A 16,310-nucleotide genomic window follows, 5' to 3' on the forward strand; every position below is an offset into this window, starting at 1 on the left:
ACGGCACGTCGGCGCAGGGGCAGAGGAGGTCTGGGCATGCGGGAATTGATCGACAGATATGGCAGAAAACACACTTACTTGCGAATCTCGGTGACGGACCGCTGCAATCTTCGCTGTCTTTATTGCATGCCCGAAGAGGGCATGACGTTCATGGAACAGAGCAAGCTGCTCAGCTACGACGACATCGTGGAAGTCGTGAAGACGGCGGCGGAGCTCGGAATTTCCAAGCTGCGGATCACCGGGGGAGAACCGCTCGTGCGGCCCAACCTCGACCTGTTGATCGGCCGTCTCTCCGCTGTGAACGGCATCCGGGAGATAGCGCTCACGACCAACGGCCTGCTGCTCGCCAAGCAGGCGCAGAAGCTGAGGGACGCAGGCCTGAATCGCGTGAACATCAGCCTGGATACCCTCGATCCGGCCAGGTTCCGCTTTATTGCCAGGAGAGGCGAGCTGCAGCGCGTCATGGAAGGGGTCGAGGCGGCGGCGGAAGCCGGGCTTGGTCCGATCAAGCTTAACTGCGTCTTGCTGAAGGGAATCAACGAGGACGAGATCGCGGCTTTCCTGCGAATGTCATACGAGCGGCCGCTGCATATCCGCTTCATCGAATACATGCCGATCGGCCATGACGACGCCGGTTGGCGCAATCATTATCTGCCGCTCAGCCGCGTGCTCGAAGTCGCCAAGGCGCAAGGGCACGCCATTGATGCGGCGGACGCGGAAGCGCCGCAGGGAAGCGGCCCGTCCGAGAACTGGCGCATACGCGGAGGAATAGGAACGTTCGGCCTCATTCATCCGATCAGCGAACACTTCTGCAAGAGCTGCAACCGGCTGCGGTTGACGGCCGACGGCAATATCAAGCCGTGCCTGTACTGGATGGACGAATTGAACGTGAGGCCGGCTCTGGGAGATCGGGACGAGATACGCCGGTTGTTCCTCCGGGCGATGGACATCAAGCCGGAGAATCACGAGATGGCGGCTTTGCTCGCCGGAGAGGCTCAATCCCATGTTCCGACCGAGCGGAGAATGTCCCAAATCGGAGGATAACGATGAGCGAGAGCATTCGTACATTGACGCTGGTCCACACGAACGATATTCACAGTCACTTCGAGGAAGCTTGCCGCGTGACGGGCTTCGTGAAGCGGATGAGAGAGAAGGTGCCGGCGGACAGCCTGCTGCTTCTCGATTGCGGGGATTTCCTGGATCGCGCACGGATGGAGACGGAAGGAACGGAAGGCGCCGCCAATCGGGCGCTTCTTGATTATATGGGGTATGACGCGGCTGCGATGGGCAATAACGAAGGCTTGTCCTATACGAAGGAGCAGCTTGCCGGGCTGTTCGCGGACGCTCCGTGCCCGGTGCTGTGCGCGAACCTGGTCGATGCCGATACCGGCGCCCCTCCGGAGTGGATGAAGCCGTACACGATCGTGGATAGAGCCGGCATACGAATCGCGCTGCTCGGGTTGACGGCTCCTTACGAGTCGTTCTACGAGCTGCTCGGCTGGAAGACGGCCGATCCTCTCGAGACGGCAAGGCGTTATGTGCCGGAGCTGAAGCGCCAGGCGGATCTCGTCGTGATCCTCTCCCACCTGGGCATTCGCCAGGACGAGTTGATGGCGACGTCGATCGAAGGCATCGGCCTTATCCTCGGGGCGCACACGCACCATCTTCTCGAAGCGCCGCTTCGATTCGGAGAGACGGTCGTCTGCGCGGCAGGGAAGTTCGCCCGGCACGTCGGCGTCGTAACGATCCGGAAGGAGCTGCGCAGCGGAAGGCTGACGATCGAAGGCGGCGCGGGTCCGACGGACAACTGCCCGACGGACCCGCTCGCGGAGCAGCTTGTGGGCGAGTACCGGAAGCGCTCAGAGGCGGCGATGAGCGGCACGGTGGCGACGTTAAGGGAGCCGCTGGAGTTAAGCTGGGAACAGGAATCCCCGCTGGGAACGCTGCTCGCCGCTACGGTTCGCAAGGCGACTGGAGCGCGGATCGGGCTCGTCAATTCCGGCCAACTGCTGCGCGGCTTCCCGGTCGGGGCGGTCACCCGGCTGGACCTGCATTCCGCCTGCCCGTCGCCCATCAACGCGTGCCGTATCCTCCTCAGCGGGGCCCATATTCGGGAAGCGCTCGAGGAGAGCCTGCTGCCGGAATTTATCGGCTTCGAGTTCCACGGCTTCGGCTTCCGGGGCGACCGGCTCGGCACGCTGAGCGTGGACGGAATCGAATGGACCGTCGACGAGACGAAGCCGCCGCGCGAGAGAGTCGTCTCGGCGTTCGTCGGCGGGGAGCCGCTGGCGGACGAGGCGGAGTACGAGGTCGGGACGCTCGACATGTTCACGTTCGGCATCGGCTACCTCAGCCTGAAGGAGGGGCGGGTGGAGAAGTATTACTTGCCGGAATTCCTTCGGGACCTTCTCGTTCCGGCGCTTCGCGACGAGGCGATGCTGCGGGATTGCCGGCGTCCGCGCCGGCTCCGGGCGTCCGTGCAGGAAGGAAGCTGGGATGGGGCAACGCTTCGTCGGAACGACTGAATAAGAAGAGAGCTCGTCGGCCCGCCTGTGCGAATGGGGGCCCGAGCTCTTTTTTACACGGAGAAATTGTGATTATTGTGTATGAACCTGACGAATTATGTCGCATATAGGCTGAAAATAACTTGTACTAATCTTCCAAATCTCTTACATTAATCATATAGAGATTCACGCACGCAGAACCATACAGCTAAGAGAGGGGGAACAGATGACGAATGCGCATGATGCCGCTGGCCTCCATAGTTCCCGGGATGAAGCTCGGGAAGAAGATCTTCTCAGACGAAGGCATCGTGCTGTTGGCAGAAGGAGTCGAGTTGACCGGGTCCATGCTGCGCAGGCTTGGCGATAAGGGCATTCACTATCTGTACGTGCAGGATCCGCGAACGGAAGGCATTGAGGTTCCGGAGCTGCTGCGGGAAGAGACGAGCCGGCAGGGTGTGGTAACAATCCGCTCCGTATTCCGCGATCTGGTGGATCAGCCCGGCAAGCGGCACACGGGAACGTACCCTTACGTAGGCAAGCAAGTGCGCCAGCTCATGCATCAGGTTATGGACGATCTGCAGCGCAATCGGGACGCCTTGATCATGCTGATGAACATGCATACGGTCGATCATTACCTGTATATGCATTCCTTGAACGTGTGCGTCTACACGGTGCTGCTCGGAATGGCGTACGGCTACAGCTCGGACGAGCTGATGACGCTCGGTCTGGGCGCGCTGCTTCACGATGTCGGGAAGACGCAGATCTCGATGAATGTGCTGCTTAAGCCGGGACGCTTGTCGTTGGAGGAGTACAACGAGATGAAGAGGCATACGGAGAGGGGCTACTATCTGCTCAAGGACGAGCCGAATATTCCTCTGATCGTGGCCCATTGCGCGTACCAGCATCACGAGAGATTGAACGGAACCGGATATCCGCGGGGAATCCAGGGCTTCGAGATTCACGAATACGCGAAGTGGATCGGCATTGTCGATTCCTACGACGCGATGACGAGCCATCGCATCTATAAGGAGCCGATGCTGCCCCATCAGGCGACCGAGACGCTGTATGCAGGCAGCGGGACGTTGTACGACACCTCCATGTTGAAAATTTTCCGAGACAAGGTGGCGATCTATCCGGTCGGGATCACCGTTACGCTCAGCTCGGGGCAGACGGCGGTTGTGGTCGATATCAACTCGGCCAGCGTCCATCGTCCGGTCGTCCGGGTGCTTACCGACGAGGGCGGAGCCGATCTGAAGACGCCCTACGATCTGGACCTGTCCAAGCAATTGTCGGTCATGATCAAACGAATCGACGCGGGACCTTCGGACCGCTGACAGACGATCGAAGCTTCCGGGGCCGCCGTTCCGGGAGCTTCCGTGTTTGATTTCCCGCGGATCGACAAGTACAATAAACGATATATACGGATTTAAGACAGGAGATCTGCCATGCACGGCTTTGCCGCTATGAATCTGAGCCCGCGCTTCGCGCCTCCCGCCGAGCTTGCGCCTCTGACGCCCGAATACGATCCCTGGGATCCGATTCGTTCGCTGCAGCGCTTCGGAAGGCATGCGCTCACAAGCGTCGAGTTCACCGTCACCCACCTGTGCAACATGCGCTGCGAGCATTGCGCGGTCGGCGACAGCTTGACGATGACCGAACTGCCCCACCTTCCGATGGAGCTCATTCTGCGCCGTCTGGACGAAGTGGAGAACCTGGAGACCATAAGCTTGACCGGTGGAGAGCCGACCTTCCGTCTGGAGACCGTGCGCGACATACTCGTTCCGCTCTTGAAGTACGCTCGCTCCCGCGGAATTCGTTCCCAGCTTAATTCCAACGTTACGCTGGACTACGCCCGTTATGAGATGCTCGCCCCTTATCTGGACGTGATGCACATCTCGTTCAACTATACGGAGGCAGCCGACTTCCACGCGGTCGGATTCGCGCGCACCGGGCGCAATGTCGGCTCGGCAGCGACAGCGCGGATGTACGAGCGAATGATGGAGAACGCGAGGCGGCTGGCGGACGACGGCGTCTTCGTGTCGGCGGAGTCCATGATCAATTACCGGACCCACGAGAAGATGAACGAGATTCACCGGATGATTGTGGAGATGGGCTGCAGGCGGCACGAGGTGCATCCGATGTACCCGAGCTCGTTCGCTTCAGGCCTGCCCGTCATTACGCGGGAGCAGATGATGGACGCGATCCATTCCTTGCTCGACAGCAGGGACAAGGACCTCTGGATGCTGTTCGGCACGTTGCCGTTCTTCGCCTGCGGCCGCGACGACAAGGAATTGGCGCTTGTCCGCCGGCTTGGCTCCGAGCCGAACGTGACGGTCCGGGGCGATCCGGACGGACGCAACCGGGTGAACGTGAACCTGTTCAGCGGAGACGTGTACGTAACCGACTTCGCGGCGATCCCGCCCTTCGGCAACATCAAGAGCGAGAAGCTGGGCGACGTGTTCGCGAAGTGGCAAGAGCATCCGATGCAGAAGATGGTCGCCTGCCACTGTCCTTCCGCAGGATGCTGCGGCCCGAATCTGCTTGTCAAGGACATGTACTTCAAGGACGTCGATTTTACCCGTCGCCATTCCTTGATCTGACCTCTTCCGGTCATGGGGAGGATGGAACGGGATTTTATCTATTCGAAGGGGTGCAATCGCTGCCTTGCATACGGAATTCTTATGGGGTTCTATATTCGCGAATTTGCTTGTCGTGTTAATTCTTGTGTTCTTGAACGGCTTCTTCGTGGCCGCCGAATTCGCGCTTGTCAAGGTGCGGCAGAGCCGCCTCACGCAGCTCTTCAACGAAGGGAATACGCGGGCGAAGTACGCGCTTAAGGTGAACCGGAAGCTGGACGTCTACCTGTCCGCCACCCAGCTTGGCATTACGCTGGCCTCGCTCGGACTCGGTTGGGTCGGCGAGCCGGCGATCGCCGAGCTGATCGTCGAGCCGCTGCTGCACCAGCTTCATGTAACGGACGAGACGGTCATTCATTCCGTCGCGGTCGTCATTGCCTTCATCTCGATTACGTTCCTGCATATCGTGCTCGGGGAGCTCGCGCCGAAGTCGCTTGCCATCCAGAAGTCGGAAGGCGTCTCGCTGTGGCTGTCCTGGCCTCTGCTGATGTTCTACCGGATCTTCCTGCCGGCGATCTGGCTGCTGAACGGAGCGGCCAACCTGCTCCTTAGGGCAATCGGCGTGGAACCGGCGGGCGAACACGAGGTTCATACCGAAGAAGAGATTCGCATTCTGATGAACGAGAGCGCGAAGAGCGGCGTTATCGACAAGGAAGAGATGACGCTGTTCGACAATGTGTTCGAGTTCGCGGATCGCGTCGCGCGCGAGGTTATGCTGCCGAGAACGGACATGGACTGCATGTTCACGAATCAGTCCTTGCGAGAGAACATGAAGATGGCTTACGCGACGAAGCATACGCGGTATCCGCTCGCGGTCGACGACAAGGACCAGATCATCGGCTTCATCCATATTACCGATCTGTTGACCGCCGATCCCGACGAGGATCACGACCTGCGCGAATTCATGCGTCCGATTCTGAGCGTGCCGGAATCGATGGAGATCAGCAAGGTGCTGAAGCTGATGCAGAAGCGCAAATCCCAGCTCGCCATCGTCATCGACGAATACGGCGGCACGGCGGGGATGCTGACCGCGGAGACGATTCTCGAGGAGATCGTCGGCGAGATTCACGACGAATTCGACAACGAGCCTCCGAGCATCGTGACCAAGGGAGAGATCACCTCGGTGGAAGGACGCATGCTGATCGAGGAAGTGAATGACATGTTCGGCCTCGAGATCGACGACGAGGAGGTCGATTCGATCGGAGGCTGGCTGTTCCGCAACCTTGAGGGCAACATCTCCAAGGGCCAGAAGTGGTTCCACGACGGCTACGTGTTCGAGATCGCCCACACCGAGCGCCTGCGCGTTCTGCGTGTGCACATCTACAAGCAGAAGGTCGCGGAGAAGGTGGAATCGCAAGGCGCGGACTTGGGCAAGGAAGAACGGGAAGAGCGCAAGGAGCGCCGGCGGCGGTTCAAGTCGTCCTCCGAGCCGGCCGATTCGGAGGACTAGGTAGCCGCAAGCCGTCTCGGTGTTGGATACGGCGTTCGACATGACGGACAAGAAGCAAGCAAGAAGCAGCCCTATCTTCGGATTTGGGCTGTTTTTTTGTCGTACGCGGGGACGAGCGGACGGATATTTTCTGCGGCGGGGTCGCAAGTTGCGGTCGGTTCCCTCATATACCTAGAGTATGCGCCCAAACGAGCGAACCGGGAACGCAAGGAGGAGAGCCGGTGTACGACAATCAATGGAGAGAATGGAAGCCGTACGTCAGTCCGCTAGACCCCTGTCCACCGATAAGAATCAAGAGGTACGTGGTGCCGCCCAATCAATTTATTCCTTTTCAACCGATGAACCTGCCGCAATTCCCGCTTGACGAAGCGCTGCGGAGAGGGACGCTGTGGCCTGCGCTGTACAGCTCGTATCCTTCGCGCAGGGCGCCCAAGGGAGGGTGAGCGATGGCAGAACGACAGGACCGTTACGACCGCTACGGGCGGGAAGACCGATATGAACGGGCGAATCGCTATGATCGCTACGATAGGCGCGAGAGCGACAAGGATCGTTCGGGCAAGAGCGAGCCGGAGCCGGAGCCGCAGCGGCCGGTTGCGGGGGATGAGCGATACCGTGCCGAGCTGGAGCAACTGCAGATAGTCGACTTCGCGTTGGTCGAGCTGACGCTGTATCTGGACACCCATCCCGCCGACATGCAGGCCATCCAGCAGTTTAATCAGTTGGCGCAGCGACGGGGACAGTTGGCCCATGCGTTCGAGATGCAATATGGCCCGCTGCTTCAATACGGACACAGCTTCACCAAGTATCCTTGGCAATGGATCGAGACGCCCTGGCCATGGCAGGTATGAGGAGGAGCGGCGATGTGGGTTTATGAGAAAAAACTGCAATACCCCGTCAGGGTCAGCAAATGCGACCCGAGGATGGCGAAGTTTCTGATCGAGCAGTACGGAGGTTCGGACGGGGAGCTGGCTGCGGCGCTTCGCTACCTGAATCAGAGATACACGATTCCGGATAAGGTGATTGGATTACTTACAGATATTGGAACGGAGGAATTCGCCCACTTGGAGATGATCGCTACCATGGTGTATAAGCTGACCAAGGACGCCACGCCGGAGCAGCTTGAAGCGGCGGGGCTCGGTGCGGACTTCGTTAACCATGGCGGCGATCTGTTCTACAACAGCGCGGCGGGCGTCCCGTTCACGGCTACGTATATTGCGGCGAAGGGCGATCCGATCGCGAACCTGTACGAAGACATCGCGGCCGAGGAGAAGGCGCGGGCGACGTACCAGTGGCTGATCGACTACACCGACGATGTCGACATCCAGGACGCGCTGAAGTTCCTGCGGGAGCGGGAGATCGTGCACTCGCTGCGATTCCGCGAGGCGGTCGAGATTCTGAAGGCGGATCGGGAGCAGAAGAAGGTGTATTAGGAGATGTATTCGAATAGAAGGCATGTTGAAGAAGCAGCTCCGGTTGCCGCGAGGCGGCTTGGGGCTGCTTCTTGGTGCGCTCTGCGGTCGCTCGCGGACATTACATGAACAATCGCACTCATTTATTGGCTTGTATGGCGCAACGCCGATATTGATGACGAAAATCCATATTCCCGGGGATACTCAGGAAGCGGTGCGGCGCCCACGGCTGATTGACCGATTGAATGAAGGGATGCGAGGCAAGGTTTCGTTTGTGTGCGCGCCAGCGGGCTTCGGCAAGACTACGCTGCTGGAGCATTGGGCGAGCCAGTCCCCAATACGGCCCGCATGGTTCTCAATCGATCAGGGAGACAACGATTTGTCACGGTTCTGGCAATATGTTGTCTCCTCGATCGATTGGCTCCATCTTGGCTTCAGCGAGCGGGCGGGAGACGTTCTCAAGCTTATTCGGCCTGAGCAATATGAGCTGGCGTTGACAATGCTGGTGAACGAGCTGCATTCGCCGGCTGAGCCGATTGCGCTCGTTATGGACGATTTCCATACGATTGCCGACGCCAGCTTGCTTGCTTCCTTTGTTATTTTTCATTGAATATATGCCGGAGGGCGTTCATCTTGTGATCGCCAGCAGAGAGGAGCTGCCGTTCCCGTCCGCGAGGCTCCACAGCCGTCAACTGATGATTCGTCTGGATACGTCCGACCTGCGCTTCACGAATCGGGAAGGGGAGCAGTTTTATCGCTCCTGCATGGCGCTCGCACTGCCGGAGCAGGCAGCGCATGAATGGGTGGAGAAGACCGAAGGCTGGATTACGACCATGAAGCTGGCCGCTTTGTCGCATCGAGCTGAGGACGATCCTTCCATGCTGCTGCGGAAATTTTCCGGGGCATCCCACCTGATTGACCAGTACTTAATGGAAGAAGTATTCGTCAGGCAAAGCGAGCCGATCCGGCATCTGCTGATGGATTGCTCGATTCTGAAGCGGATGAACGCTCAACTGTGCCGCGCCCTGACCGGGTTCGACGACTGCCAGGAGCAGCTTGAGCAGCTTGAGCGGGCCCGGCTTTTTATTGTGCCGCTTGATAATCGCAAGGGCTGGTATCGGTTCCATCATCTGTTTGCGGAGTTTCTGTACAATCGTATGCTGCGAACGAAGCCCGACCGCCTTCCCGTCTTGCTGGAGGCTGCGGGGGAGCATTGCGAAGCGGAGGGGCTGCTGGAAGAAGGGCTCGAATATTACTTGACCGGCAAGCTCTATAAACGGGCGATCGGTCTGCTCGAAGAGATGACGTCCCAAATGGTGCGGATGAACACCACTGTTTGGCTGCGCTCCCAACTCGCGCGTATTCCCGAGCCGACCCTGCTGCAGCATCCTTTTCTGTATTTCTCGTATATTCATTTATTGCTGCTTCATGAAGAGCAGGCCGCGAGTGTGGATCGATTGCTGAGCTATGCGGAGAAGCATTACGAGGCTGCGGCGAGAGAGTGGACGGAGGAGAGCAAGAACGACTTCTGGGCGAGTTATTACTTCAATAAAATGCTGTATGCGGCTCTCGTGCTTGGCGACCAGCATCAGGTGATCCATAACATGATGCTGTCCAAGCGGTACAGGCCTCATGGACCCCGCTTGATCTTTGCACGTCAATCGAGGTTTGCGGGCAAGCCGTCAATCTTCAAGGAGCATTCAGGCCAATTAGTCAACAGGCCATTTCTCGTCTCCTTCCTCAATCAAATGATCGACACCTTTGAAGAGGCCGGTCTGGCCGATTCATCTCTCGTTTGCCTGGCGGAAGGCTATTATGAATACAACGAGATGGACGAGGCGGAGCAAACAATCAAAAGAGCGATCCAATCGGCCGATGTCAATAATCCGATGCTTCTGGAGATGCTGTTTCCTTCACGTCTCGTGTTGTCTCGCATTCAGCAAGCACGCGGCTTATACGACGAAGCGAAGGAGACGCTGCGCAGCGCCAGACGCGAGCTTATCGATCTGGGGCTGGCTACGACGCTTATTTATTGCGATGCCGAGCGGGCCTGGCTGGACTTGTGCGAAGGCGATGCAAGCGCCGTTGCGGAGTGGATGAGGATGTATCGGTTGACGGAGAACGATCCCGTTACGGCATCGCGCCTTTACGAATATCAATCTTTGCTCCGATTTCTGATGTTTCAGGAGCGGTACGAGCAAGCTGAGGAACTGGCGAACAAGCTGGCGGCCTTCGGGAGAGACCCGGCGACCGGAGGAGAGTCTGCAGAGCTCTCCCTGCTTCTTACCCCTAAAGAGACCGAGATTCTGAGACTCATCGCGCAACGGCTGACGAACAAGGAGATCTCGGCGAGGCTTCAGATCGGCTACGGCACGGTCAGATCGCATATCAACAATATTTATAGCAAGCTTGAGGTGAGAACTCGCCCGGAAGCGATTCATAAAGGCGAATCGATGGGTCTCTGACCGCTGCTTTCATTCGAGGCTGCCCTCCAGTCTATACAGGGGGGGAGTTTTTTGTTGATTCGACATTTTTTACAATAGAGGGTATCGAAGCTTTCGGGATAGGGATTGATTACGGAATCGGGGGGAGAGAAATGAACTGTATTTGGAAAAAAGCCGGAATGACGATTCTCGCGATGTTTATCCTGCTGGGCGGCATTCCGGGTTGGTTTGCGCCGGGGGGAGGTCATGCTTATGCGGATGGAGAAGGCTGGATAATGGTAGGCAGCGCCGGCTTCTCGGCAGGCAGTGTCCGATATAATTCGATTGTTGCAGATCATGGCACTGTTTATGTAGCCTATCGAGACATTGCAAACAGCAACAAAGCCACCGTCATGAGAAACGACGGAACGGGCTGGGAGCCGGTGGGCAACGCCGGATTTTCGGCAAACGTAGCATCTAACACGTCGGCGGTTCGGCGGCAGATAGCCAGACGGTGAGCTATGGCGGCAATGCGACGGTTCCGGAGGAGCCGTCGCGAACGGGCTACACGTTCGCGGGCTGGTACGCGGATGAGGCGTTGACGACAATGTTCTCGTTCGATACGGCCATTACCGGCGATGTGACGCTGTACGCGCAATGGATAAAGAAAACATCGTCGTCGTCCACGAACGCTTCTCAAATCGAACATGTTGTGGTGAATGTGGAGAACGGTGAGCAGGTGAGCGGCTTCGTTGTGACGCAGATGACGGTTACCCGCACGACGGATGCGAACGGCAAGAAGACGGACTTAGTGATCTTTACGGCGGAACTGGCGGCTAGGACGGTGAAGCAGTTGACAGCGGCAGGGTCGGTATCTGCAAGGCTTGTTCTGCCCGATCCGAAGGACGAGGTGGCGGCAGCGGCGGCAAAGCTGCTGGCGGACGGGGGCATCAACCTGAAGATTGCGACAGATGGCGCCTTGAGCAGGCGAGCGTGTTCATCGAGCATAACGACGGAACGAGAGAACTGATTCAAGGAGATATTGTGTCTTACGACGAAGCTGGGGGGCTTGGCATTCGATTCACGATCAACGACGACGACCGAGCTGAAGAACTGGTTCAAGAAGATATGGAAAAAAATAAATTTTAGAGCCTCTGCCAAAATACAAAAACGATCAAGAAGGTTTGAGCGGACACGCGATCCGGAAGCCGATTGAGGGAAGAAATACTGGTTTGCGCGTAGTAACGTTGGACCGAGGCGGCGTATGAGCGAAAAATTTCGCCACATTTCCCCCACGTATCCGTAACCGAATTGCCGCATCTATAGTGGAACGGGGCATATGCGAGAACGATTATTTGAGTATGATGAGAGAAGGGAGAGGGAGGCCATCCGGATGGCCTGCGGAAGGAGAAGGGACGAGTGTGAGAACAATGAAGAACGGAAGAGGATGCGGCAGAGCGGCAAGAAGGCTGGCTATCGCGTTGCCCTTGCTGTTGCTGTCGATAATGGCACTGGCAGGATGCGCGCAGGAGGACAAGCTCCGCTTCGACGAGGTCAAGCTGGTCGCCGAGCCGTCGGAGCCGACGGCGGGTCCGGATACGAAGCTGACCGTCCAAGTGGAGAACGGGAAGTACAAGGATCGGGAAGCGACGGTTCAGATTCAGATCAATTCGAGGAACACGTTGCCCCAATTGCTCGACGCGGTTCGCGAGGGGGACGATTACTCGGTCGCGTACGCGTTCCCGAAGGCGGGCGATTATGTGATTACGATCCATATGTATTACAGCGATGAGGAGCACTATGAGTTCGGCAAGCAGTTGAAGGTGGCGGGGGAGTAAGGGCATGATCGGAAGGGAAGGTTCCTGAGCTTCGGGGAGAAGAGGCATAAGCGTTCAGATAGAGGGGACAGGTCCTCTGTCACGCCTCACCAAGCGGCGCCGGGATTGCTTACCGGCGCCGCTTGCCATGCCTGCCGCCTTATTTAAAGAACAGGAAATTCGTCGCCAAGGGGCGCATCCGACCGTCGGAGGGGCTGTTTACGACGTTTCCCTTGAACACGAGGGTCGACGAGCCGCCGCCGTCGAGGTTGTAGGCGTCGATGGCCCCGTATCTCGTCAGCAGCAGTTGGATCTCCTCAAGCGTGGCGCCGGAGCTTCCGTTCTCGTTCCGGCCGTCGATGACGAGGAACAATAGCTGGTCGTCCTTGTAATTGGCGACGATCGTCCGCGGGGCCCGCAGGGGGCTTGTCCGCCACTTGTCCGGAATCGTCAGGTTGACGCCGTTCTTGCGAAGGACCGGCACGAAGGAGGCGCCGAACTGCGGCTTCAGCTTGTCGAGCTGGTCCTTGCTGCTGAACTTGCCGCCGATGAGCTCCATCCGGTCGTTCAGGCCGACGAAGAACAGGTCGTTGAAGCTGGCTTCGAAGCCGCTGACGTACTGGCCGTCCACGACGGTCGTGCTGAGCGGATAGCGCTTGCCCTTCGAATCGGCGAAGCCTCCGGCGTTGACCCCGGCGATCGCTCCCGTTCGCTTGACCGCGGCGAGCGTCGTCTCGGAGCCGCCGAACGTGTCCTTGCCGAGCGTCATGTCCATCGCGCCGGCGGCTTTGAGCTTGACTTTGAGCGCGTAACCGCTGAAGTTCTGCGCCTTGATCCGGAACAACTGGGCGGTCAGCTTGGTCGAGGTGACCGAGTCGGACACCGTTCCGAGCCGGTGCGTGATTCGTTTGTCGTAGATCAGCGCGGGACGGCTCACCTGGGCCTTGGCTGTCGTCATGATCGCGCTCATGCTGGCATTCGTCTTGGTGTACAGCTCGGACACCTTCTTCATCGAAGCCGATATTTCCTTGGCAATAACGGCAGCATCCTCAAGCCCATCCAACGTCGGGGCCGCCGCCTCCGCCATATTCGGGAGCGTGGAAGCGCCGCCGCCCGCCGCATAATCGATCCCAGGCGCCTGAATCGTGAAGGAGACGAAGGCGATCCAGACGATCATCCCGACGAAGGGGGCGGATGCGAGCAGCATCGTTCGGTTGAAGCGTTGAGCCGCGGTTATCATTTCAGCACGTCCAGGTTTTTCTTCAATTCGTCAATCTGCTTCTTGAGCTCGCTGATCTGTGTATAGAGCTTATTGCTGCTGTCGGTCTTATCGTTGACGTTGTCCTGGTTGAAGGTCAGCAGCTCGTTCAGCGCTTCGACCTTCGACTCAAGCTGCGCCATCTGTTCGGTATAGTTGGCTTCGAGCTCGTCCAGGCGCTGCTCGTAGCTCTGCCGCATTGCTTCGAGTTGCCGATCCGTCTGCTGCTGAAGCTCGAGCGTTAGCTGCTCTTGCTGTTGTTCGGTATAAGAGTAGGTACCGTAGACGCCGGCGCCGATCAAGACGACCCATAGGAGAAAAAAAGGCCACAGCCGCTTCTTGGGAGAGCGGCGGGGAGACAGCTCGGACGACGATTCGGGAGCGGAGGCGAGCTTGTGTGCTGTAGATGCAGGACTCATAAGAATGTACCACCTCGTATTTCGGCATTACCGATGATGAAAGTATATTGTAGCACAACCTGGCGGAAATGGCGCCGCAAGAAATTACTGGAACCGACAACTCACAGCTCGTTAAAAAGCGATTGGAGCCGCCTGGAGTCGAGTCGAGACGGATTTTATCGTCAAACGGCGTTTCCAGAAGGATAGACGCGCGCGGAGGGGAATAAGTTGCCAGAATCGAAACGTTTCGATATTATGGGGGATATCATATTCGGGTTCAGGAGTGGTAGACAGATGGCAAACGACCGACAATTGGAAGGGCGCAGCACGGGCAACGTACCCGAAGCGATGCTGTTCGATCTCGACGGAACGCTGTTCAAGACGGAGTCCTTGCTTGTGACGGTGCAGCGGCGGGTGTTCGAGACGCTTCGGGAGGAGGGGCTGTACACGGAGCCCGAGCCTCCGATCGAGAGGCTGCTCGGCTCGCTTGGCATGCTGCTGGACCACATCTGGTTGCGCGTCATGCCGGACGGCTCGACCGAGGCGCGGCAGCGGGCGAACGAGCTGCTGCTTCAGTATGAGCTGGAGGAGCTGGAGGCGGGCGTCGGCGAGTTGTACGAATGGGTGCCGGAGACGCTGCGAACGCTGAAGGAGCGGGGCATTCGCCTGTTCGTGGCGAGCAACGGGCTGGAGAGCTATGTGAAGGAGGTGCCGCGCCTGAGAGGAATCGGCGATCTGTTCGAGGGGTTCTACAGCGCGGGCGAATACGAGACGGCGACGAAGGCCGAGCTCGTTCGACTGCTGCTCGAGAAGCACGGAATCCGCTCCGCCTGGATGATCGGAGACCGCTCCTCGGACGTGGACGCCGGCCTCCGCAACGGGCTGTTCGTCGTCGGCTGCGACTATGCCGGCTTCCGGAAGGAAGGGGAGCTCGACGGCTCGGGCGCAGTTATCCGCGAGTTCCCGGAGCTGCTGACGCTGCTGGACGCGGCGGCCGAGGCGTAGGGAGCAGGGGGTTGTCCGCATTCATAAACAACCGTCAGGGCGCTGCTCCCTGACGGTTGTTTGTTGTTAATCCTCGCCCTCGTACCAGCGCCGCAGCTCCTTGCCGGAGGCGCTGTCCGAGACGAGCGAGACCGGGGCCGCCGAATTCGCGCCCGAATCGGCTCGCAGTCCCGACCCCGGCCCCTTGCCCGAACCGACACCCGAACCGACACCTGAACCAATACCCGGCCCCACACTAGCCCCCGCTCCCGGCAAGACGCGCGACCGCGAGCGGGAACGCTGGCCGGTGCGGCCCTGCCGATCCGGGCCCTTCTGGCGGTACACCCACAGCGCATATTCGAGCGGTCGGGTAATCGCGCGGCGATACACCTCGCGTTCGCCTGCTCGCAGGAATACCTCGCGAGCAGGCTTCGGGTTGACCTCCAGCAGCCAGACGCGGCCGCCGCGGTCGATCGCGAGATCGAGGGCAAGCTCGCACAGCGCGCTGTAGGTCGCCTCGAGGTGCTTCGCGACGGCGATGCCGAACGACTCCGCCGTCTCGCGGATCTGCGCGATCTTCGCCTCGCTGCCGACCCACTGGCGCAGCAGGTTGTTCATCGTCGAGGCGCGGCCGCCTCCGTGCAGGTTGGAGGTGATGCTTCCCGAAGGACCGACGCGCCCCGCGCAGCCGGTCACCTCCCACTCTCCCGAGCCGTTCTTCTGAACGAGCATCCGGTAATCGTGCACACGGCCGTTCGGCAGCTTGATGTTGAGGCCTTGCTGAACGATATATTTGTCCCCGTTCATATCCCATTGAAGCAGCTCGGAGGAGAGATTCTCGCGGGAGATTCGCTTCGGGCTGACGATTCTCCGCCGATGATCCCGCCCTTGCAGCAGGATCGTCCCGTTGCGCTGCTTCTCGATCCGCAGGATGCCCCGTCCCCCCGTCCCGTTGATCGGCTTCACGTAGAGCAGCGGGAACTTGACGAGCATGACCGAGACGTCTTCGCTTGATTGGTAGAGCCGCGTGACGGGCAGATGGTCCCGGAAGGCGGGAACTCGCCAGAGCGCGCGATAGATGGTCCACTTGTTCCGCAGCGGCCGGTTCAGGAAGGTGAGGTGGGCATACCTCTTCCGGAACGCGAGCAACTGATCGAAGCGCTTGCTTCGCTGAATGCGGCAGCGATCGTAGATCACGTTTGGGAACCGTACCCAGCGTCTTATCCAGCTTCTCGAGTCGGGGCTGTAGATCAGCGCATGAATGCGTCCGCTCCGGTCCTCCACATCCTCCGGCGTGAAGACGAAGGCGTCAAGGCCCATCTTGGCGGCTGCGGCGATCATTTTCTCATAAACCCTCTTCTCTTCGAGCACCTTGTTATCGTTCAGATACAACGTAAGAATGCCAAGAGCAGGTTGCGTCAACCGGAGTTC

17 protein-coding genes are annotated in these 16,310 nt (G+C 58.9%); 14 read left to right on the forward strand and 3 right to left on the reverse strand.

All coding sequences use genetic code 11. The features are described from left to right. Positions 1–36: 36 nt before the first annotated feature. The 13 genes from moaA to E6C55_RS03410 all read left to right on the forward strand — a co-directional run bounded on the left by moaA (position 37) and on the right by E6C55_RS03410 (position 12,260). Positions 37–1,044, forward strand: coding sequence for a GTP 3',8-cyclase MoaA (gene moaA / locus E6C55_RS03350; RefSeq protein WP_136368368.1), 1,008 nt, complete (start codon positions 37–39; stop codon positions 1,042–1,044). A 2-nt stretch (positions 1,045–1,046) separates the two neighbouring features. Further along, positions 1,047–2,525: a bifunctional metallophosphatase/5'-nucleotidase gene (locus tag E6C55_RS03355; protein WP_230986509.1), complete on the forward strand. Its 1,479-nt coding sequence runs from the start codon at positions 1,047–1,049 to the stop codon at positions 2,523–2,525. Positions 2,526–2,737: 212 nt separating this feature from the next. Further along, on the forward strand, positions 2,738–3,838 hold the full coding sequence (locus tag E6C55_RS03360; protein WP_136368369.1) for an HD-GYP domain-containing protein: 1,101 nt from the start codon (positions 2,738–2,740) through the stop codon (positions 3,836–3,838). Positions 3,839–3,949: 111 nt separating this feature from the next. Next, entirely contained in the window at positions 3,950–5,104 is a 1,155-nt protein-coding gene (yfkAB, locus tag E6C55_RS03365; protein ID WP_407923684.1) for a radical SAM/CxCxxxxC motif protein YfkAB, read from the forward strand. A 112-nt stretch (positions 5,105–5,216) separates the two neighbouring features. Then, positions 5,217–6,590 (forward strand): hemolysin family protein, encoded by a 1,374-nt coding sequence (locus tag E6C55_RS03370; protein ID WP_230986510.1) that lies wholly within the window; start codon positions 5,217–5,219, stop codon positions 6,588–6,590. Between the two features lie 221 nt (positions 6,591–6,811). Continuing rightward, positions 6,812–7,033: a spore coat associated protein CotJA gene (locus tag E6C55_RS03375; RefSeq protein WP_136368371.1), complete on the forward strand. Its 222-nt coding sequence runs from the start codon at positions 6,812–6,814 to the stop codon at positions 7,031–7,033. 177 nt (positions 7,034–7,210) lie between these two features. Continuing rightward, positions 7,211–7,438, forward strand: a complete 228-nt coding sequence (locus tag E6C55_RS34510; protein WP_230986524.1) for a spore coat protein CotJB — start codon at positions 7,211–7,213, stop codon at positions 7,436–7,438. A gap of 12 nt (positions 7,439–7,450) precedes the next feature. Beyond that, positions 7,451–8,020 (forward strand): manganese catalase family protein, encoded by a 570-nt coding sequence (locus tag E6C55_RS03385; RefSeq protein WP_136368373.1) that lies wholly within the window; start codon positions 7,451–7,453, stop codon positions 8,018–8,020. A gap of 22 nt (positions 8,021–8,042) precedes the next feature. Further along, a complete protein-coding gene (locus E6C55_RS03390; protein WP_136368374.1) occupies positions 8,043–8,609 on the forward strand; it encodes a hypothetical protein in 567 nt (188 codons plus the stop codon). A 25-nt stretch (positions 8,610–8,634) separates the two neighbouring features. Next, entirely contained in the window at positions 8,635–10,464 is a 1,830-nt protein-coding gene (locus E6C55_RS03395; RefSeq protein WP_168735438.1) for a helix-turn-helix transcriptional regulator, read from the forward strand. 131 nt (positions 10,465–10,595) lie between these two features. After that, positions 10,596–10,940, forward strand: coding sequence for a hypothetical protein (locus E6C55_RS03400; RefSeq protein WP_136368376.1), 345 nt, complete (start codon positions 10,596–10,598; stop codon positions 10,938–10,940). Beyond that, on the forward strand, positions 10,937–11,452 hold the full coding sequence (locus E6C55_RS03405; protein ID WP_136368377.1) for an InlB B-repeat-containing protein: 516 nt from the start codon (positions 10,937–10,939) through the stop codon (positions 11,450–11,452). The genes E6C55_RS03400 and E6C55_RS03405 overlap by 4 nt, the downstream gene beginning before the upstream one ends. A gap of 391 nt (positions 11,453–11,843) precedes the next feature. Beyond that, positions 11,844–12,260 (forward strand): hypothetical protein, encoded by a 417-nt coding sequence (locus E6C55_RS03410; RefSeq protein ID WP_136368378.1) that lies wholly within the window; start codon positions 11,844–11,846, stop codon positions 12,258–12,260. A gap of 139 nt (positions 12,261–12,399) precedes the next feature. On the opposite strand, the gene E6C55_RS03415 is transcribed toward E6C55_RS03410, so the two are convergent. Together E6C55_RS03415 and E6C55_RS03420 are read right to left on the reverse strand one after the other, a co-directional pair. Beyond that, entirely contained in the window at positions 12,400–13,479 is a 1,080-nt protein-coding gene (locus E6C55_RS03415; protein WP_136368379.1) for a phosphodiester glycosidase family protein, read from the reverse strand. Continuing rightward, positions 13,476–13,916 carry a hypothetical protein gene (locus tag E6C55_RS03420; RefSeq protein ID WP_230986511.1) on the reverse strand — a complete coding sequence of 147 codons (441 nt, stop codon included), beginning with the start codon at positions 13,914–13,916 and terminating at the stop codon, positions 13,476–13,478. The genes E6C55_RS03415 and E6C55_RS03420 overlap by 4 nt, the downstream gene beginning before the upstream one ends. Before the next feature lie 273 nt (positions 13,917–14,189). Between E6C55_RS03420 and E6C55_RS03425 the strand changes: the two genes are divergently transcribed. Next, positions 14,190–14,900 carry an HAD family hydrolase gene (locus tag E6C55_RS03425; protein WP_230986512.1) on the forward strand — a complete coding sequence of 237 codons (711 nt, stop codon included), beginning with the start codon at positions 14,190–14,192 and terminating at the stop codon, positions 14,898–14,900. Positions 14,901–14,966: 66 nt separating this feature from the next. Here the strand turns inward: E6C55_RS03425 and E6C55_RS03430 are convergent, their stop codons facing one another. Then, positions 14,967–16,301, reverse strand: coding sequence for a YheC/YheD family endospore coat-associated protein (locus E6C55_RS03430; protein ID WP_211093510.1), 1,335 nt, complete (start codon positions 16,299–16,301; stop codon positions 14,967–14,969). Positions 16,302–16,310 lie beyond the last annotated feature (9 nt).

It is taken from the genome of Cohnella fermenti, assembly GCF_004801405.1.
GTDB lineage: Bacteria > Bacillota > Bacilli > Paenibacillales > Paenibacillaceae > Cohnella > Cohnella fermenti.